Below are 17,339 nucleotides of genomic sequence, written 5' to 3'. Positions count from 1 at the left end.
CCCCCGGGCCTTCCTGGCTGAAATTTGGTCTAAAAAAATAGGTGATTTTGAAAAGGAATGCAAAAATAAGCACCTTTCAGCGATTTTAGTTCACTGATAGTCAAAAAAATGCAGGTTTTGTTTTTTAGTTGTAGATACCTTTGTCGCGTTTGCTCAAATAAGGCATCCAACTATCGTCAACGGAGCCAGAGAAATCACGAAGAAATACCAGGAAGGAAGGCTTGAAAGGCTTGTGGTGCATGCGCATGTTAGCTTCCTCCGGGGTTAAATCTCCTTTTCGGGAATTACAGCGCTTGCAGGCTGAGACTAGATTATCCCAATTGGTCTTTCCACCCCGCGATTTTGGCAGCACATGATCCAAGGTAAGTTCTTCCGTTGTTCCGCAATACATGCAACGATGGCCGTCGCGCTTGAAGATGTTTTGCCGATTCAACATAACCCCTTTGTACGGAAGGTGCACGTATCGATGTAAACGAATAACTGTAGGAGAAGGGTATTCACTGCGTACCGTACGTAAAACGTAAGACTCTGATTCAGCAACCAACTCTGCTTTATTGAGGTAAACAAGCAGAAATGCTTTCGGAACTGAGCAAATGCTCAACGCGCTGTAGTCTTGATTTAGCACCAGTACTTTCCTGCCCATATTGACGTCTGGCTCCTTTCTTTTTTAGCAATTTATCAAAATTCTTTATTATAGAAACGAACGAAACGGTAAAATTTATATTAATCATTTAAAATTAAGTACCTGATTATCATATGTGAAGAAGGTCAATGACGGTCCCGGTCCATTTCCCGGCTAACATCCCGCTCTTTGATTGACTCCCGCTTGTCGTACAGTTTCTTTCCTTTTGCCAGTGCGATGTCTACTTTCGCGAAACCCCGGTCATTGATAAAAAGCCGAACGGGTATAATCGTTAAGCCTTGATCCGTTAATTTGTTGACTAGCTTCCGAATCTCTTTTTTTTCAAGCAGTAGCTTCCGGTCGCGCAGCGGCTCGTGGTTATAATGCGTTCCTTCCGTATAAGGTGAGATGTGCATCTGCCGGATGTACAGTCCATCATTCAGGAAAAGACAGTAAGCATCGCCTAGATTGACCTTAGCCTGCCGAATCGATTTTATTTCTGTTCCCGTCAGCATAATTCCCGCGGTATACGTTTCCAGAAACTGGTATTCAAACGACGCCCGTCTGTTACGGATGTCTACATGCTTTGCTATTGTTTTTGTCTTATCGGCCATAATAATTTATCTTCTCTCTGGAAACTCCAACAGCCTTGATTGCTGCTGACAAGTGCCAGAAACTCTTCCTGATAACGCGTCAAATGTATTAATTTGTTAACAAAAAACCCCGGAATCACTTCCGGGGTTGCAGACTAAGCCAATTGATACTGCTTATTTCTTAGCCTTTTGTTTTTCGTCGTATTCTTTATTCAAACCAGCAATGATTTGCTTCGTAGCATCCATTGACTGATCGGCAAAAAGAATACCGCCCCCTTTGGTATAGCCTAACACGAAATCATGTTGGTTTTGTTTATTCACTTTTTTCAGATAATCCTGAATTTGTGTATACAATTCATCGTTTTTCTTCTGCTCTTCTTCCGCCAAACGCTGGGCTGCCTGCTCGCGGTAAGCCACAAAATCCTGCTGCTTTTTCTGTAGAGCGGCTTCGGTAGCCCGGCCTTGCTCCATCGTCATGGTTTGCGCTTTCTGCTGGAAAAAGGCAATTTCATTCTGTAAAGAGCGCCCTCTTGCATTTAACTCATTGTCGAGCTGGAACCGCTTACTTTCCAGCAGTTTCCGGGTATCCTTGAAGTATTCGTAATTTGTCAGGAGAGAGTCAACATTTACATAGACTACTTTCCGGGAAGGAGCAGTTTTGGTTTCAGTAGTTACGGGTTCAGCTTCGGATTTGTTTGAAAATTGCAGGTAGTACAAGTAGGCAACGGCAACAGCCAATACCACATTTAGAATCAAGGATGCTTGTTTCACAATAATTAGGTATTAATTAGTTAATTGAAAGTAACAAAGTTACAATTTTACACCGTACGATTGCTGTGTCTATTCTGCGTATTTTTGCGATCGATTTTTAGCCATGCCTTTACGCTTCGTTTTTGCACTTCTTTCTCTAACAACCTCCGCCTTGGCCCAGCCTCTTCCCTTTGACATACAGGGCCACCGGGGCTGCCGAGGTTTAATGCCGGAAAACTCCATTCTAGCCTTTCTCAAAGCCCTTGATTTGGGCGTGACAACCCTGGAGCTCGATGTAGTCATCAGCCAGGATCGAAAAGTAGTCGTTTCCCACGACGCCTATATAAACTCCAGCTTTTGCCTCGATCCTAGTGGAAAACCTATTAACAAAAAGAGTCAGGAAGAGCTAAATTTGTACTTAATGACGTATGACGCCATTAAAAAGTACGACTGTGGCTCGCAAGGAAATTCGGCTTTTCCGCAACAACAACTGCTTAAAGCAACCAAGCCGTTACTCAGCGAAGTGATTGAAGCCGCCGAAAGCTACCGAAAACAAAAAAATTTACCTTTTTTTGCTTATAGTATTGAAATTAAAAGCACCCCGAAAGAATATGACGTTTCCCAGCCGCAACCCGCTCAATTTTCGGACTTGGTCTATGCTATAATTCTTGAACAACTTCCGCCGGAGCGGGTTATACTGCAAAGTTTCGATTTCAATATTTTGGCCTATTGGAACGAACAAATAAGGGCAGGAAGGTACCAGAAAGTACAGCTGGCAGCATTGATATCTACTCTAAAAAACGTAAACACGCATCTTAAAGCCTTAGGATTTACGCCCGCTATTTATAGTCCTTATCATTTGCTCGTTGGTAAACGAAAAATTCTGCGAATTCATCGGAAAGGCATGAAAGTGATCCCCTGGACAGTGAATAGCCCTAAACGCATGAAAAAATTGAAAGCATGGGGCGCCGACGGACTAATTACTGATTATCCGGACCGAGCGAAAGCCTTGTGATTGAGAGGATTTATTTATAGGTTCGTTGCAATTAATTTTTGATTTATGACTTTGCTCAACACTACCCTGAAATGGCTCCTGCAACGGCGACTGCCAACCATCGAGGCAATGATGAAGCGTCCAGACGTGGCGCAGCAAAGTATATTTCGGCAATTAATCGAGAAAGGGCGCCGAACAGAATGGGGTAAACTTCACCAGTATAGCTCTATTCATACGGTTAAAGATTTTCAGCAACGGGTACCGGTTTCTTCCTACGAAGATCTTTTCCCTTATATTGAGCGCACCATGAAAGGAGAACAGAACATTCTGTGGCCCTCTCCTATTCACTGGTTTTCCAAATCTTCAGGTACAACCAACGCCCGTAGCAAATTTATTCCCGTCTCTTCCGAATCGATGGACGATTGCCATTTTCGGGGCGGCAAAGACCTGATGGCCCTTTATATTGCCAATCGGCCAGATACAAAGGTATTCGAAGGCAAAGGCTTATCCATTGGAGGTAGCCTCCACGAAAACCCCTATAGCAAACACGGCTTTGCGGGGGATGTATCGGCAGTGATTACCAAAAACCTGCCTTCCTGGGCCCAATATATCCGCACTCCGTCAGTAGAAGTTGCGCTGATGAGTAAGTGGGAAGAGAAAATTGAGCGCATGGCCGAGGTTACTGCCAAAGAAAATGTCACCAGTATCTTGGGCGTTCCAACCTGGACTTTGGTTTTGCTGGAACGCATTCTGGCCTTAACGGGGAAGAAGAACATCCTGGAAGTGTGGCCAAACTTTGAGGTTTTTATTCACGGAGCGGTCGCTTTTCAACCCTACCGGGATCTGTTCACACAGTCTATTTTCCCGTCTAAAGACATTACGTATCTCGAAACCTACAACGCTTCGGAAGGCTTTTTCGCCATTCAGGACGACTTGAGCAAAGTAGGAGAAATGTTGCTCATGATGAACTACGGTATTTTCTATGAATTCATACCGATGGATCAGGCAGAGCAACCGTTCCCCAAAGCACTGACTATCGAAGAAGTTGAGTTGGATAAAAACTATGCGCTGGTTATTTCCACCAATGGGGGGTTGTGGCGCTACCGCGTGGGAGATACCGTGCGATTCACATCGTTGAATCCGTTCCGTCTGAAAGTCAGTGGCCGTACGAAGCATTTTATCAACGCTTTTGGTGAAGAGGTCATTGTCGAGAATGCTGAAACAGCCATTACACGCGCCTGCGAAGCAACCGGCGCCGCGGTGAAAGACTACACGGCCGGTCCAATCTACATTGGCAGCGGCACCCAGGGCCGCCACGAGTGGATTATCGAATTTAGCCAAGATCCGCTTAGTCAGGATCGGTTCAATCAGGTGCTGGACGAAACGCTACGTGAAGTCAACTCCGACTATGACGCCAAACGCTACAACGACATGGTTCTGCAAAAACCAATCATTCACGTAGTACCGCGCGGTACGTTTTATAGTTGGATGAAAAACCGGGGCAAAGTCGGTGGACAGCACAAAGTACCCCGTTTGAGCAACACCCGGGAGTACCTCAACGATATTTTAACCACGCTTGAACTGGGATTACGCTGATTCCGTTTTGTTCGTAACTGACTATATACTTAATGAAATCGTTTAATATTCCAGCGCATTACCGGAGTCGTATTATTAGCCCTATCAAAGAGTTTCGCCGGAAACGGGATAAGCTAAAACGCGATTTTACTCCGAGCGTCCTGGATTTTGGACCTGTCCGCTTCTTGATTGCTCGCCATTTCGGGTTTTGTTATGGCGTAGAAAACGCGATTGAAATTGCCTACCGGGCCATTGCTGAAAATCCGGGCAAACGCATTTTTTTGCTGAGCGAAATGATTCATAACCCGGACGTCAACCGCGATTTGCAGGAACGGGGCGTGCGATTTATCATGGATACGGCCGGCAACCAGCTTATTCCCTGGAGTGAATTTACTCCCGACGATATTGTTATTGTCCCTGCCTTTGGCACTACCCTGGAAATTCAGCAACAGCTAGAGCTTGCCGGTCTGGATCCGTATAGCTTCGATACGACCTGCCCGTTTGTCGAGAAAGTTTGGAACAAAGCCAGCCAGATTGGGAAAAAAGATTACACGGTTATCGTGCACGGAAAGCCCAGCCACGAAGAAACGCGTGCTACTTTCTCGCACAGCAAAGAGTCGGCCCCGACTGTTGTGGTGAAAGACATGGAGCAGACCAAGAGACTAGCTAAATACATTACCGGCGAGTTACCTACCGCTCAGTTTTATGAGGAGTTTGCAGACCAGTACTCCGACGGCTTTAATCCCGAAACGGACCTTCAGCACATTGGTGTCGTGAATCAGACGACGATGTTAGCGGCGGATACCCAAAGCATTGCTGATTACCTGAAATTGGTTATGATTCGCAAATACGCGCTTTTGCCCGAGCAGGTTGAGGAGCGTTTTGCCAATACGCGGGATACCCTTTGTTATGCCACGAATGACAATCAGGATGCAACGTATGCTTTGCTAACCAATCCCGCCGATTTTGCCATTGTGGCCGGAGGTTATAAAAGCTCTAATACGTCGCATATCGTTGAGCTTTGCGAAGAAAAATTGCCGACCTATTTCATTGAATCAGAACAAAAGATTTTGTCCCGCAACCTGATTCGTCATTTCAATCTGCACACGAAGCAGGAAGAAGTAGCCGAAAATTTTATCCCGGACAAAGAACCAGTAACTATTCTGCTGACTTGCGGAGCTTCTTGCCCCGATGCTATTGTTGAAGGAATTCTGTTGAAAATTGTGTCTTATTTTGAGAATACGCAATCGCTCGAAGACGTAATCCAGCCATACCAAGAATAGTCAGACACCAGCCTTATTGCTGTGATTGTTGTACGTTAACCCGGATCAAGGCGCTCTCGTTATGAAGCCGGTCAACTGCCGTCAGCACATACACGTAGCGCTCACCCGGTTTGGCAGTACGGTCGAGGTAATGGGTTGTTTTTTCGCCAACACAGATCGACAGAATATGACGCGGATCTTCAGTGCGTACTTTTTCCTCCTCGTTGAAACGATAAACTACGTAATAACGCACCTTATCTCCGTCGGCAGCATCTTCTGGCTGCTGCCAGGTTAGTTCCATGCCTATGGGCGTCGGAACGGCCTTTGCCTGACGAGGCGGATAAGGCGGCTCCGCATCTTTCCAGGGCATGGGCGGCACCAGCGCCGGATATCGGTTTAAGTCTGTCAGTAAAGAATCCCGAAAATTGCCTAAGTTTCGGGTTAGCGACGTAGAACTGAAATAGATGCTACCATGAACACCCGAGAATTGCCGATTATACCGAACCTGATTAGGCAGTTCTTTTGGGTTCATCCAGTTTTTGTCCTTGTCCCGAACATTGCCGAACCGGTAGACACCGTGTCCAATGTACAAATGCCGGTTGAAACTATTCCGTGTCCACCACTCAACCAATGCCCGGTACGGCACCTTGTCAAAACCGGCACTGAAATATACCTGAGGAGCCACGTAGTCGATCCAGCCTTCTTTAACCCATTTTCGCACGTCAGCGTATAGGTTATAATAAGCCGTCATGCCGCCATATGTTGGCGAACCTTCGGGATCCTGGCTATGATTTTTCCAGACGCCAAACGGGCTAATTCCAAATTTCACATAGGGTTTAGCTACCTGAATGGAATCGTGCAATTGCTTAATGAGCTTATCGACGTTTGTCCGCCGCCAGTCGTCTCTAGATTGTCCGTTATAAAAGGCCCGATACGTTGAATCATCCTTAAAGACCTGACCTGGAACAGCGTATGGGTAAAAATAATCATCGAAGTGAATGCCGTCCACGTCGTAATTTCGCACAATGTTGGTCACCACGCTAGCCACGTAGGTTCTTACATCAGGCAATCCCAGGTTGAACAGTTTTCGTTCGCCATAAGGCAACATCCAGTCAGGGCGGCGTAGGCTAATATGATCGGGCGCGACAACACTTTTCTTGCTAAAGGTGGCGCGATCGAGATTAAACCAGGCGTGAAATTCCATCCCCCGGCTGTGCGTTTCCTGGATCATAAATTCCAGTGGATCGTAAAAAGGCTCCGGTGGCTGGCCTTGTTTTCCCGTCAGCCAGTAAGACCAGGGCTCGAAGCTCTTGGCATAAAAGGCATCCGCCGCCGCTCGTACCTGCACAACGACGGCATTGATCCCAGCCCGCTGGTGTTGATCCAGAATATTAATAAATTCAGCCTGTTGCTCCTCCGCGAGTAAGCCTCCTTTGCTGGGCCAGTCCATATTACCCACGGTAGCAATCCAAACGGCGCGAAATTCTCTCTTCGGCGGTGATGGCGTCTCTTCAGCCGCTTCTGCGGTTGGCTGCTGGCGGCTTCCAAACAGAAAAACAAACAACAAGGGGAAAATTGATGCAGGAAAACTCATACTCTATTAACGACTCAAATCAGCCTTTCTTGAATATAATTTTATAACTAACTTATTAGTTATAGTTGTAAATTCATTCTGCAAATCTATAAATTACGGTGATTCTAAACCAATTGCTTAAAATATCATTTGGTCTATCTAGCTTTTCATGTAATTTTGAGCAGAAAAAGATGCTTTAAAACAAACCATATTTTACTATTTAGTAGGATATCAATATATCTTTAGAAAAAATAAAGATTTGATTTAGTTTTGTGGCATCTTTATGGTTGGATAAAGTTAGTAACAACATGTCAGTCACCAAACTTGATCAGATTGATCGTAAAGTCTTAGAAATTCTTCAAAGCAACGGCCGGATCACAAACGCGCAACTTTCTAAGGAAATTGGCCTTTCTCCAGCGCCTACACTCGAACGGGTCAAGAAACTAGAAACTTCCGGGATTATCCAGAGCTACCACGCTCAGCTCAACCGCGAAAAAGTAGGTCTTGGAGTAACCACCTTTGTTCAAATTACCTTAGTTGGTCATAAAAAACAGGTAACAGAATCCTTTGTTGCCCGTGTGATGGAAATTCCAGAAATCGTTGAATGCCACCATATCACCGGTTCTGGTGACTTTTTGCTTAAAGTTATTGCTAAAGACATTGCTTCTTATCAGCACCTGATGCTCGAAAAGATCAACGAAATTGAGGAAGTTGCCAGTACCCAGACAATGGTAATCCTTTCCACGTTCAAGGAAAGCAAAGTTCTGCCAATTCCCTGATAAAGCATTGATGCCCAATAGATAACGCACTTAAACGCTATTATCTATTGGGCATCTTTAATTATTTACTTCGCCAGAAATGGCTTATTTCCGACCCCGTCGCTCATCACGCCGGGATTTTTTATTGCCTTTTAGCGCTTCTTTGGCTTCTTTGTACTGGCTGGACTTTTTATCAGCCTTATCGAGCACTTCCTTGTAATACTGCTGCGCCTGCTCGTAATTCTTCTCTGCCGTTGCAATCTTGCCCAGGCTCAATACCGACGCCCAGTAGTACCCTGCGTCAAATGAGTTCGTCTGTTTTGCATACTCGATCGATTTCAGGAAATACTCTTTCGCAGTAGGCAGGTTATGCATGTAATTGTAATTGATATAAGCTAAGATATAAGCCGCCGTTCGGCCGCTCACCCCTTCATAGCCCGGTTGCCCCTGTTCAATTTTAGCCAGAATACTTTTCGACACGGCATCCGCTTCGTTGATGTTTCCACGCACAAAAGCAGTCCGGGCGTAATACCGCTCGAAAAACGGATTGTCGGGATATTGCTTCCACATGTACTTGGCCAGGTCGTAGGCTTTGTCATACTGGTTTTCCATGCTGTAAATCTGAAGCAGGAAATAGCGCGCCTCGACCCGGGTATAGAATGCATTATTTGACGTTTTTTCCAGTTGCTGAATTCCAAGATTCTTGTTTCCCTTGGGAAAAAGCATCAGAATAGGTTTCAACAAAGGATAATTTTGTGGAATCCATTGCGCGTAGTAATTGAACAAACCATCACCAAACAGCAGTTCAGGACTTAGATCACCATTGTTTTTGCACTTGTCAAAATACTTTAGCGCATTCTTCCCGGCAAAGGTCGCTTTTGTCCATTTTTTGCGCTCCGAGTAAAGACGGCCTTTAAACCCATACGCTGCCGAAAGAAAGAACGCAGCCTCTACTTTATCTTCTTTCTCATCATATAGCTTTTCTGCCTTTACGATGGTCGAGTCCATATAGGCCAGAAATTTATCGTCGTAATCCGTCACGTCCGTATTGGGAACAATCTTCCACCACTCGGCCAGGCCGATCAGAAAATAAGGCATGGGGTGGTTGGGAAAACGCACGCGCATCCAGCGAAACTCTTTGTCCGCTTCGTAAAATTTATAATTATACAGGTTATTGATTGCTTCCGCCGATTCAATCTGCATCCCCGGATGCTTTAGAAGCATATCGTATTTTTTATCCAGCTCCCGTGGGTCATATATCTGCGCCTGTGTGGAGATAGCCAATAGCAAACCTGTAATAAAAAAAACTAATCCTTTCATTTTCAACTTTTAGGTCAACTTCCTCCTATCAACGTATATTTTGACTTTCGAGTTTATCCATTAAAAATTTTTAACCCATCTAGTCATGCATTACCTTTGTTTCTTACAATTCGGCTCTGTATTATGCTTACTGTCAAAGACAAAACGTTCGTTCCTTTTATCAATCAGACAACCATTGAAAGCCGTATTGCTGAATTAGCAAACCAGATCAATCAGGACTACAGCGGCAAAGAGCCCTTCTTGGTCATCGTACTGAATGGTGCTTTTATGTTTGGCGCCGAGTTGATGAAAAACCTGACGATCGCCTGCCGTGTGACGTTCATTCGCGTTGGTTCCTACCAGAAGACCGAATCAACGGGCGTCGTCCGCGAAATTCTGGGATTAACTGAAAGTCTTACCGGCGAAGATGTGATTCTTCTTGAAGATATTGTCGATACAGGTCTGACAATCCAGCAGGTCCGCCAACAAATAGAAACGCATAATCCAGCCTCGTTGGCAATTGCTACGCTCTTGTTTAAGCCTACTGCGCTCAAAACCGAGGTAGACCTAAGTTATGTTGGCTTTGAGATTGAAGACCAGTTTGTGCTCGGCTTTGGCTTGGATTATGATGGCTTTGGCCGTAATACAAAGGAGATTTTAGTCCTGGAAGAAAACCACAAAGAAGCAGTATAAATCTTTTATTGCAACTGTCCTTCGATCCAGTCCAGTCCTCTTCCAAATAGCGCTTTCGCAAATCGAACTCGGTTGTCGAAATCCGCATTTGCCGATTTCCCGTCGGCAAGAAACTCACGTATCAGTCGGGCATTATCGTGGGCATAAGGACTAATAACTTCTTCATCACTATCATTCCGGTATTCGGCAAAAGCAGGTAAATCGGCGTCAAAATGCTGAAAAAACAAATGCCCCTGCGGTGTCCGAACGGCACAAAGAATTCCACTGGCACGATTTGTTGAGGGAGCCAGACTTCCTTCCAGTCCACGTTTTAGAACAATGGCCGCGTCAAAACCAGCCATGAGCGCCAGTTCAGCCATTTTCATCTGGTAAGTAATGTGAAAAACAGACGTTACTAGTATCCGGGCTCCGCAGGGATTAAGCAGTTTTTCCAGCGTGGATAAAAACGGACGCTTTATCAAAACTCGACGCCGATCAATCCAGCGATCCAGGGCGGGAGAAAGTGCCTTCTGGTCAAGCACCCAGCCATAAGGCTCAGCAGGTATGGCTAATTCATGATTACTCTGTAAAAGATGACAGCCCAGATGAAGAAATAGATCGTACGCATTAAGGGTGTATTTAGGCCCAGGCGTGCGGCTTACCATCGAAACCACCCCGTAGTCACGCTGGCTGAAAAACTGGGCCAGCAATGGCGTTATCATGTACGAATGATTTACCCCATCGAATGGCTCAGCCAGTTGAATAAGCGGCTTCGTTACGCAACTTACCTGCTGAAAACCCGGCGATAATGTTTCCATTGTCGCCATGTATAGACCTTTATATTCATCGTTGGTTTCGTGCCGGACACGCAAAATACTAACGGCCATGGCCCTGAAGGCTTCACAACTTGCCTCCTCGCTTTCCTCTTCCGCGAAAAGAAATTTGCCTAACTGATAGGCTTCGCTAAGACCTAAATTATGACCCCGAAGCAATTTGGTAGCAATCGGAAAGAGGTTGCTTGGTAAACCAGGACAAACTTTATTGATCAGAAACATAGGATGCGAAAAAGCTCCTTTTCCCCAAATGTCCTCGAGTGTGCGTTCTTCGTCGGTTGGGCCTTTGGCCAGCAGCGCGCCAATAAAAGCTCCTTTTTGTAATGAATCCACCTCATTAGCCAGCAAAACGCGCCGACATTCAGCCAGTAAATCAGCCGGTAAAGGTTTGCTTCCGTTTTTACCGATACCAATATGCTGAATTGCCCGGCCAAGAACCGTTGAAGTTGGCTCAGCCAAGACAGAGTTTAGAATTGCCATAATGCAGATAAATTCCAACGAAAATAACGGCTAATATAAAACATGCCATACTACATTTGGCTGAATCGAGTAATTATTTCTCTTTATTTCGAATTATTCGTTTAAAAAAAGGAAATAATATTGTCCCAACCTTTTTATAATTTTTGGCTTGTTATTTTCTGATTTAGAAATACTTCGTAACTTTGCGGACTATTTTGAGAAGCGACTTGAAAGAACTGAAAAAATATACGATTCAAATCGTTGGGCTGGAAAACCAGGCGTATGAATACGACATGGAATCAGGTGATGCTTTCTTTGAGGAGTTGGAGCAGAATTTGATTCGCCGTGGACATTTCAAAACGCATGTGGTTTTAGACAAGTCTTCAACTATGATTCGGCTGGATTTCCACATGCAGGGCGAAGTTGAATTGATTTGTGATCGCAGCCTTGATCCTTTTTACGAGCCGATTGACGTCCAGCAGCGGCTCTTTTTGAAGTTTGGCGATCGTAACGAAGAGCTTACCGACGAAATTGAACTGATTACCTGGAATACGCAGGAAATCAATGTAGCCAGATACATTTTCGATTTTATTGGCTTATCGCTCCCCGTTAAGAAACTACACCCTAGATTTCGTCCCGATGAAGTGGACGACGAAGACAATGAGGAAGAGGGTAAACTGATCTACAGTTCCTCGCCAGAAGACTCAAGCGATGATGATACGCAAGAGCCGCCTGTCGATCCTCGCTGGGAAGCATTACGAAAATTAAGAGATAACTAGAACTAACCAGTAAAGCTTCAGCGCCGCAATGTGATAAAGAAAACAGATTTGACATTTTGCACCTTCGCTGAAATTTTACGATTATAATTAACTGACAACCGAGATATGGCACATCCCAAACGCAGACACTCAAGCACACGACGTGATAAGCGCAGATCGCACGATAGATTGACTTCAAAAGCTTTGTCAATTGATGCAACAACTGGCGAAATTCATGTTCGTCACCACGCCCACGTTTACGAAGGCAATTTGTATTACAAAGGCAAAGTAGTCATTGAAAACTACGCTCCGACCGCTTAAAGTAGCCTATTAGTTAAATTAAGGGTACTTTTCAGGCAAAATTTCTTAGTCTCTTTACAGGGATTTAGAGTGCAAAAAAGTATTTCCCGCTACACACGGAACGTATTAACTGACCGTTGCCAAGTGGGAAATACTTTTTTTTTGCCTGTCATCTACTAATTTTACGCCTTCGTTCATCGTACCCAAATAAATATCAATGAAAATTGCAGTTGACGCAATGGGTGGTGATTTCGCTCCGGAAGCAATTGTTGAAGGAGTTGTGATGGCCGCCAAGGAATTATCGGATGAAGTAACCATCGTTTTGGTGGGTAAACAGCCAGTAATTGAAGACCTGCTAAACAAAACCAGTTATAAAGCCTCCAACATCGAAGTTGTTCATGCCGAAGATGTTGTAGAAATGGGTGAGCACCCCACGAAGGCGCTTTCTCAGAAACCCAATTCCAGCATTGGAGTTGGGTTTAAACTTTTACGCGATAAGCAGATCGACGCGTTTTGTGGTGCCGGAAATACGGGAGCGATGCACGTCGGAGCGCTGTTTAGCGTTCGGGCTATTGAAGGCGTACAACGGCCTTGTATTGCTGGTTTTGTTCCCCAGATTGCTGGTGATTACGCGGTAATGCTGGATATTGGCGCTAACGCCGATTGCAAACCCGAAATGCTGGACCAGTTTGGCCTGATCGGGTCTATCTATGCTCAATACACGTTTGGCATCGACAAGCCCCGCGTTGCCCTTATGAACATTGGCGAAGAAGAAGGCAAAGGCTCATTGGTGGCTCAGGCGACCTATCAACTGTTAAAAAATAACCGGCGGATTAACTTTGTCGGAAATATCGAAGGGAAAGATATGTTTCTCAATAAGGCCGACGTGATTGTTACGGATGGTTTTACGGGTAACATCCTGTTTAAAATGGGAGAATCGCTTTACGATATGACCAAAGCACTGGGAATCAGCCACGACTTCATCGACAAAACAAATTATGAATCTGTTGGCGGCAGCCCAATTGTTGGCGTAAATGGCAATGTGATTATCGCACATGGCATTTCGTCTCCGTTGGCCATTAAGAATATGCTATTCTTAGCCAAAAAACAGGTAGAGTCAAACGCATATCTGAAAATAGCTCAGGCATTGAGTTAAGAATTTTCGAATTTGTTTTCTAGCTCCTTCATGAAGGAGCTTACGAAGCCGTTTCCGGAATTTTTCCCGCAACGACAAATTCGATAAAACCAGCAAGTACCCCGCAGTATGACTAAGTTGAGAGCGGCAATTACCGGAGTTCACGGTTATTTACCGGATTACATCCTGACCAACGCAGAGTTGGAAAAAATGGTGGATACAACCGACGAGTGGATTACTTCTCGTACTGGTATCAAAGAACGCCATATTTTGAAGGGCGAGGGGCTAGGTACGTCGCACATGGGTGCGGAAGCTGTGAAGGGGTTACTCGCGAAAACGAATACGCGTCCAGAAGAGGTAGAGCTGTTGATTTGCGCCACGACCACGCCGGACTATGTGTTTCCCTCGACAGCCAATTTAATTTGTGATATGTCGGGCATTCGATCCATCGGGAGTTTCGACATCCAAGCAGCTTGCTCTGGCTTTTTGTACGCATTAACCATTGGTACGCAGTTCATTGAAACTGGCAAATACAAAAAAATAATTGTAGTCGGTGCCGATAAAATGTCGGCTATTATCGATTATACAGACCGGACTACCTGCGTACTCTTTGGCGATGGAGCTGGTGCAGTCCTGCTGGAACCCACTGAAGAAGATACCGGAGTACTGGATTCAATTATTCGTTCCGACGGCATCGGACAGCACCACTTGTTTCAGAAAGCAGGCGGAAGCCGCTACCCACCCACGCACGAAACAATCGATAAGCGATTGCATTACGTGTACCAGGACGGTCCATCGGTCTTTAAATTTGCCGTTAAAAACATGGCAGACGTTTCGGCGGAAATCATGCAACGTAATGGCTTACAAGGCAATGATGTAGCGTGGCTAGTTCCTCATCAGGCAAACAAGCGCATTATTGAAGCCACTGCCAACCGCATGGGTGTTAGCATGGACAAGGTAATGCTCAATATTCATAAATACGGAAATACCACGGCGGCAACCATCCCGCTGTGTTTGTTTGATTACGAGTCTCAACTCAATAAAGGAGATAACCTGATTTTAGCAGCCTTTGGGGGCGGCTTTACCTGGGGTGCTGTTTACGTAAAATGGGCTTATTAGTGAGCTCGTAATCGAAGTTAATCTATCTAAACTGAATAATCATAGTTCAAAAATTTATGGCAACGACCGCAGACATTCGAAATGGATTAGTCATTAACTTCAACCATGACTTGTTCCAGATAGTTGAATTTCAGCATGTCAAGCCGGGCAAAGGCGCTGCTTTCGTCCGTACGAAACTGAAAAGCCTCACGTCAGGCAAAGTTCTTGATAATACCTTTAACTCAGGGGTTACTATTCTTCCTGTTCGCGTAGAACGCCGGAAGTTTCAGTTTCTGTACAAAGATGAAGCTGGTTTCAACTTCATGGACAACGAAACCTTTGACCAGATCAACCTGAGTGAAAAACTGGTTAGTGCTGCCGATCTGATGAAAGAAGGCCAGGAAGTTGAGATTCTGATTAATGCCGAGACAGAGACGCCGCTTTCCTGTGAACTTCCCGCTTTTGTGGAATTGGAAGTAACGTACTCCGAACCAGGTATTCGGGGCGATACAGCCAACAGCCCAAAGAAAAAAGTGGAAGTAGCCACGGGAGCAACCATCATGGTTCCTTTGTTCATTGAACAAGGTGACAAAATTCGCGTTGATACACGTACATACGATTACGTAGAACGAGTAAAATAATAGCAGTAAATTTTCGGCTGTGTATTACCTTAAATGCCTGGCTAAAAACTTACTCTTGACCAATTCCTATGGAAATCAGAGATATTCAAAAACTCATCGACTTTATTGCACAATCCGGTCTGGACGAAGTGCATGTTGAAACTAACGACCTCAAGATCAGCGTTAAACGTTCTGGCCAGGCTACCGTATCAACTTCTACTCCAGCACCAGCGCTATTGCCAGCCGCTCAACCCGTTGCAGCGTCAAGCCCTGCCCCAGCTTCAGCTCCTGCTTTACCCCCCGCTGCTCCTGCTAAAGCTGATGAGTCAAAATACGTAACAATCAAGTCGCCTATGATTGGTACTTTCTACCGCTCGGCCAATCCGGAGACGCCTTCTTTTGTAGAAATTGGCGACGAAGTAAAAACGGGCAAAGTAGTTTGTATCATCGAAGCGATGAAACTCTTCAACGAAATCGAGTCGGAAGTTTCTGGCCGTATCGTTAAAGTGCTCGTTGAAAATGCTACCCCGGTAGAATACGATCAGCCATTGTTCCTTGTCGAACCTATTTAAAGAATGAGAGGGTGAAAGAGCGAAAGAGTGAGAAAACAACTTACTCTTTCGCTCTTTCACCTTTTGCTCTTTCACTCATTATGTTCAAGAAAATATTAATCGCCAATCGGGGAGAGATTGCTCTACGCATCATCCGGACATGCCGCGAAATGGGCATCAAAACGGTTGCGGTTTATTCGACAGCCGATCGCGACAGCTTGCATGTTCGGTTTGCCGATGAGGCCGTTTGTATCGGTCCGCCAATTAGTCGTCAGTCTTACCTCAATATTCCAAATATCATTTCAGCCGCTGAAGTAACCGGTGCCGATGCCATCCATCCAGGCTACGGTTTTCTGTCAGAAAACGCTGAGTTTTCGCAAATTTGCGCGGATTACGGCATCAAGTTTATTGGTGCTACGGCTGAGCAAATCAACTCCATGGGCGACAAGGCCACGGCTAAAGCAACCATGAAAATGGCGGGCGTACCGGTCATTCCTGGCTCCGAAGGCCTTCTCGAATCGCTTGAGGAAGGAAAGCAATTGGCGGCTGGTATGGGCTATCCGGTTATTGTTAAGGCAACAGCCGGTGGTGGTGGCCGTGGTATGCGGATCATCAAGGGCGAAGCTGACTTCGAAAAAGCGTGGTTCGACGCCCGCATGGAAGCCGGAGCCGCTTTTGGCAACGATGGTCTTTATCTGGAAAAGTTCGTTGAAGAACCCCGCCACATCGAGATTCAGATTGTGGGTGATCAGTACGGTAAGGTTTGTCACTTGTCCGAACGCGATTGTTCGATTCAGCGTCGTCACCAGAAATTAGTAGAAGAAACGCCTTCGCCGATCATCTCGCCAGAACTTCGCGAAAGAATGGGAGAAGCCGCCATCAAAGGCGCTTCCGCGATCGGTTACGAAGGAGCCGGAACCATTGAATTCCTGGTCGATAAGCACGGGGAGTTCTTTTTTATGGAGATGAATACCCGGATTCAGGTAGAGCACCCGATTACGGAAGAAGTAACGGATTTCGACCTGATTAAGGAACAAATTAAGGTAGCAGCCGGCGTACCTATTTCGGGTCGGAGCTATACGCCAAAGCTCTATTCGATGGAGTGCCGAATCAACGCCGAAGACCCCGCAAACGGTTTCCGCCCATCACCCGGCAAAATCACGAACCTTCACTTCCCCGGCGGCCACGGGGTTCGCATTGATAGCCACGTTTACAGCGGCTACACGATCCCCCCTAATTATGACTCCATGATTGCCAAACTAATTGTTTCTGGTCAGTCGCGAGAGGAAGTTATTACGCGGATGAAGCGGGCTTTACAGGAGTTCGTGATCGAAGGTATCAAAACAACGATTCCTTTCCATATCAAATTGATGGACGATCCAAAATTCCAGTCGGGTGAGTTTACAACCGCCTTTTTGGAAGGATTTGACTTTAGCACTTTGTAATTTATTTAGTCCAAGCTATTGGATGAGAAGAGCCGGAAGCGA

General features: G+C 45.5%; 18 protein-coding genes. 12 read left to right on the top strand and 6 right to left on the bottom strand.

Annotated elements, in window-relative coordinates; all coding sequences use genetic code 11:
* Positions 1 to 124: 124 nt before the first annotated feature.
* The 3 genes from L0Y31_RS06845 to L0Y31_RS06835 form a co-directional block, all read right to left on the bottom strand.
* The gene (locus L0Y31_RS06845) at positions 125 to 643 is read right to left on the bottom strand and encodes an HNH endonuclease (RefSeq protein ID WP_234736376.1); all 519 of its coding nucleotides are present in this window, start codon (positions 641 to 643) and stop codon (positions 125 to 127) included.
* Between the two features lie 125 nt (positions 644 to 768).
* Positions 769 to 1,236, bottom strand: coding sequence for an SsrA-binding protein SmpB (gene smpB / locus L0Y31_RS06840; RefSeq protein WP_234736375.1), 468 nt, complete (start codon positions 1,234 to 1,236; stop codon positions 769 to 771).
* Positions 1,237 to 1,389: 153 nt separating this feature from the next.
* A complete protein-coding gene (locus L0Y31_RS06835; RefSeq protein ID WP_234736374.1) occupies positions 1,390 to 1,986 on the bottom strand; it encodes an OmpH/Skp family outer membrane protein in 597 nt (198 codons plus the stop codon).
* A gap of 103 nt (positions 1,987 to 2,089) precedes the next feature.
* Between L0Y31_RS06835 and L0Y31_RS06830 the strand changes: the two genes are divergently transcribed.
* The 3 genes from L0Y31_RS06830 to L0Y31_RS06820 are packed head-to-tail and all read left to right on the top strand — an operon-like array spanning position 2,090 to position 5,817.
* Positions 2,090 to 2,980 (top strand): glycerophosphodiester phosphodiesterase family protein, encoded by an 891-nt coding sequence (locus tag L0Y31_RS06830; protein WP_234736373.1) that lies wholly within the window; start codon positions 2,090 to 2,092, stop codon positions 2,978 to 2,980.
* Positions 2,981 to 3,025: 45 nt separating this feature from the next.
* Positions 3,026 to 4,555, top strand: coding sequence for a GH3 auxin-responsive promoter family protein (locus tag L0Y31_RS06825; protein ID WP_234736372.1), 1,530 nt, complete (start codon positions 3,026 to 3,028; stop codon positions 4,553 to 4,555).
* A 32-nt stretch (positions 4,556 to 4,587) separates the two neighbouring features.
* Positions 4,588 to 5,817, top strand: coding sequence for a 4-hydroxy-3-methylbut-2-enyl diphosphate reductase (locus tag L0Y31_RS06820; RefSeq protein WP_234736371.1), 1,230 nt, complete (start codon positions 4,588 to 4,590; stop codon positions 5,815 to 5,817).
* Positions 5,818 to 5,830: 13 nt separating this feature from the next.
* Here the strand turns inward: L0Y31_RS06820 and L0Y31_RS06815 are convergent, their stop codons facing one another.
* The gene (locus L0Y31_RS06815; protein ID WP_234736370.1) at positions 5,831 to 7,390 is read right to left on the bottom strand and encodes a glycoside hydrolase family 10-like protein; all 1,560 of its coding nucleotides are present in this window, start codon (positions 7,388 to 7,390) and stop codon (positions 5,831 to 5,833) included.
* Positions 7,391 to 7,677: 287 nt separating this feature from the next.
* Here L0Y31_RS06815 and L0Y31_RS06810 point away from each other — a divergent pair, with 287 nt between their 5' ends.
* The gene (locus tag L0Y31_RS06810) at positions 7,678 to 8,148 is read left to right on the top strand and encodes an Lrp/AsnC family transcriptional regulator (protein WP_234737138.1); all 471 of its coding nucleotides are present in this window, start codon (positions 7,678 to 7,680) and stop codon (positions 8,146 to 8,148) included.
* An 84-nt stretch (positions 8,149 to 8,232) separates the two neighbouring features.
* Here the strand turns inward: L0Y31_RS06810 and L0Y31_RS06805 are convergent, their stop codons facing one another.
* On the bottom strand, positions 8,233 to 9,447 hold the full coding sequence (locus L0Y31_RS06805) for a tetratricopeptide repeat protein (protein WP_234736369.1): 1,215 nt from the start codon (positions 9,445 to 9,447) through the stop codon (positions 8,233 to 8,235).
* A 123-nt stretch (positions 9,448 to 9,570) separates the two neighbouring features.
* Here L0Y31_RS06805 and hpt point away from each other — a divergent pair, with 123 nt between their 5' ends.
* Positions 9,571 to 10,119: a hypoxanthine phosphoribosyltransferase gene (hpt, locus tag L0Y31_RS06800; protein ID WP_234736368.1), complete on the top strand. Its 549-nt coding sequence runs from the start codon at positions 9,571 to 9,573 to the stop codon at positions 10,117 to 10,119.
* 5 nt (positions 10,120 to 10,124) lie between these two features.
* On the opposite strand, the gene L0Y31_RS06795 is transcribed toward hpt, so the two are convergent.
* Entirely contained in the window at positions 10,125 to 11,411 is a 1,287-nt protein-coding gene (locus L0Y31_RS06795; RefSeq protein ID WP_234736367.1) for an anthranilate phosphoribosyltransferase, read from the bottom strand.
* Positions 11,412 to 11,617: 206 nt separating this feature from the next.
* Between L0Y31_RS06795 and L0Y31_RS06790 the strand changes: the two genes are divergently transcribed.
* The 7 genes from L0Y31_RS06790 to accC all read left to right on the top strand — a co-directional run bounded on the left by L0Y31_RS06790 (position 11,618) and on the right by accC (position 17,297).
* Positions 11,618 to 12,169, top strand: a complete 552-nt coding sequence (locus L0Y31_RS06790; RefSeq protein WP_234736366.1) for a YceD family protein — start codon at positions 11,618 to 11,620, stop codon at positions 12,167 to 12,169.
* A 105-nt stretch (positions 12,170 to 12,274) separates the two neighbouring features.
* Positions 12,275 to 12,469, top strand: a complete 195-nt coding sequence (rpmF, locus tag L0Y31_RS06785) for a 50S ribosomal protein L32 (RefSeq protein WP_234736365.1) — start codon at positions 12,275 to 12,277, stop codon at positions 12,467 to 12,469.
* Between the two features lie 196 nt (positions 12,470 to 12,665).
* Positions 12,666 to 13,604 (top strand): phosphate acyltransferase PlsX, encoded by a 939-nt coding sequence (plsX, locus tag L0Y31_RS06780; RefSeq protein WP_234736364.1) that lies wholly within the window; start codon positions 12,666 to 12,668, stop codon positions 13,602 to 13,604.
* Between the two features lie 108 nt (positions 13,605 to 13,712).
* Positions 13,713 to 14,702 carry a beta-ketoacyl-ACP synthase III gene (locus L0Y31_RS06775; RefSeq protein ID WP_234736363.1) on the top strand — a complete coding sequence of 330 codons (990 nt, stop codon included), beginning with the start codon at positions 13,713 to 13,715 and terminating at the stop codon, positions 14,700 to 14,702.
* 56 nt (positions 14,703 to 14,758) lie between these two features.
* The gene (efp, locus tag L0Y31_RS06770) at positions 14,759 to 15,322 is read left to right on the top strand and encodes an elongation factor P (protein WP_234736362.1); all 564 of its coding nucleotides are present in this window, start codon (positions 14,759 to 14,761) and stop codon (positions 15,320 to 15,322) included.
* A gap of 68 nt (positions 15,323 to 15,390) precedes the next feature.
* A complete protein-coding gene (accB, locus tag L0Y31_RS06765; protein ID WP_234736361.1) occupies positions 15,391 to 15,873 on the top strand; it encodes an acetyl-CoA carboxylase biotin carboxyl carrier protein in 483 nt (160 codons plus the stop codon).
* Positions 15,874 to 15,953: 80 nt separating this feature from the next.
* The gene (gene accC / locus L0Y31_RS06760) at positions 15,954 to 17,297 is read left to right on the top strand and encodes an acetyl-CoA carboxylase biotin carboxylase subunit (RefSeq protein ID WP_234736360.1); all 1,344 of its coding nucleotides are present in this window, start codon (positions 15,954 to 15,956) and stop codon (positions 17,295 to 17,297) included.
* The last annotated feature ends 42 nt before the right edge of the window (positions 17,298 to 17,339 follow it).

The sequence above is a fragment of the Tellurirhabdus bombi genome (assembly GCF_021484805.1).
Classification (GTDB): Bacteria; Bacteroidota; Bacteroidia; order Cytophagales; family Spirosomataceae; genus Tellurirhabdus; species Tellurirhabdus bombi.
The sequence above is the reverse complement of the archived record's forward strand: the minus strand, read 5'-3'. Positions and strand labels throughout refer to the sequence as shown.

Bases quoted from the DNA above. Each gene is read 5' to 3' on its own strand.
- L0Y31_RS06845 (WP_234736376.1), bottom strand. From the start codon at position 643: ATGGGCAGGAAAGTACTGGTGCTAAATCAAGACTACAGCGCGTTGAGC.
- smpB (WP_234736375.1), bottom strand. From the start codon at position 1,236: ATGGCCGATAAGACAAAAACAATAGCAAAGCATGTAGACATCCGTAAC.
- L0Y31_RS06830 (WP_234736373.1), top strand. From the start codon at position 2,090: ATGCCTTTACGCTTCGTTTTTGCACTTCTTTCTCTAACAACCTCCGCC.
- L0Y31_RS06825 (WP_234736372.1), top strand. From the start codon at position 3,026: ATGACTTTGCTCAACACTACCCTGAAATGGCTCCTGCAACGGCGACTG.
- L0Y31_RS06820 (WP_234736371.1), top strand. From the start codon at position 4,588: ATGAAATCGTTTAATATTCCAGCGCATTACCGGAGTCGTATTATTAGC.
- L0Y31_RS06815 (WP_234736370.1), bottom strand. From the start codon at position 7,390: ATGAGTTTTCCTGCATCAATTTTCCCCTTGTTGTTTGTTTTTCTGTTT.
- L0Y31_RS06810 (WP_234737138.1), top strand. From the start codon at position 7,678: ATGTCAGTCACCAAACTTGATCAGATTGATCGTAAAGTCTTAGAAATT.
- L0Y31_RS06805 (WP_234736369.1), bottom strand. From the start codon at position 9,447: ATGAAAGGATTAGTTTTTTTTATTACAGGTTTGCTATTGGCTATCTCC.
- hpt (WP_234736368.1), top strand. From the start codon at position 9,571: ATGCTTACTGTCAAAGACAAAACGTTCGTTCCTTTTATCAATCAGACA.
- L0Y31_RS06795 (WP_234736367.1), bottom strand. From the start codon at position 11,411: ATGGCAATTCTAAACTCTGTCTTGGCTGAGCCAACTTCAACGGTTCTT.
- rpmF (WP_234736365.1), top strand. From the start codon at position 12,275: ATGGCACATCCCAAACGCAGACACTCAAGCACACGACGTGATAAGCGC.
- plsX (WP_234736364.1), top strand. From the start codon at position 12,666: ATGAAAATTGCAGTTGACGCAATGGGTGGTGATTTCGCTCCGGAAGCA.
- L0Y31_RS06775 (WP_234736363.1), top strand. From the start codon at position 13,713: ATGACTAAGTTGAGAGCGGCAATTACCGGAGTTCACGGTTATTTACCG.
- efp (WP_234736362.1), top strand. From the start codon at position 14,759: ATGGCAACGACCGCAGACATTCGAAATGGATTAGTCATTAACTTCAAC.
- accB (WP_234736361.1), top strand. From the start codon at position 15,391: ATGGAAATCAGAGATATTCAAAAACTCATCGACTTTATTGCACAATCC.
- accC (WP_234736360.1), top strand. From the start codon at position 15,954: ATGTTCAAGAAAATATTAATCGCCAATCGGGGAGAGATTGCTCTACGC.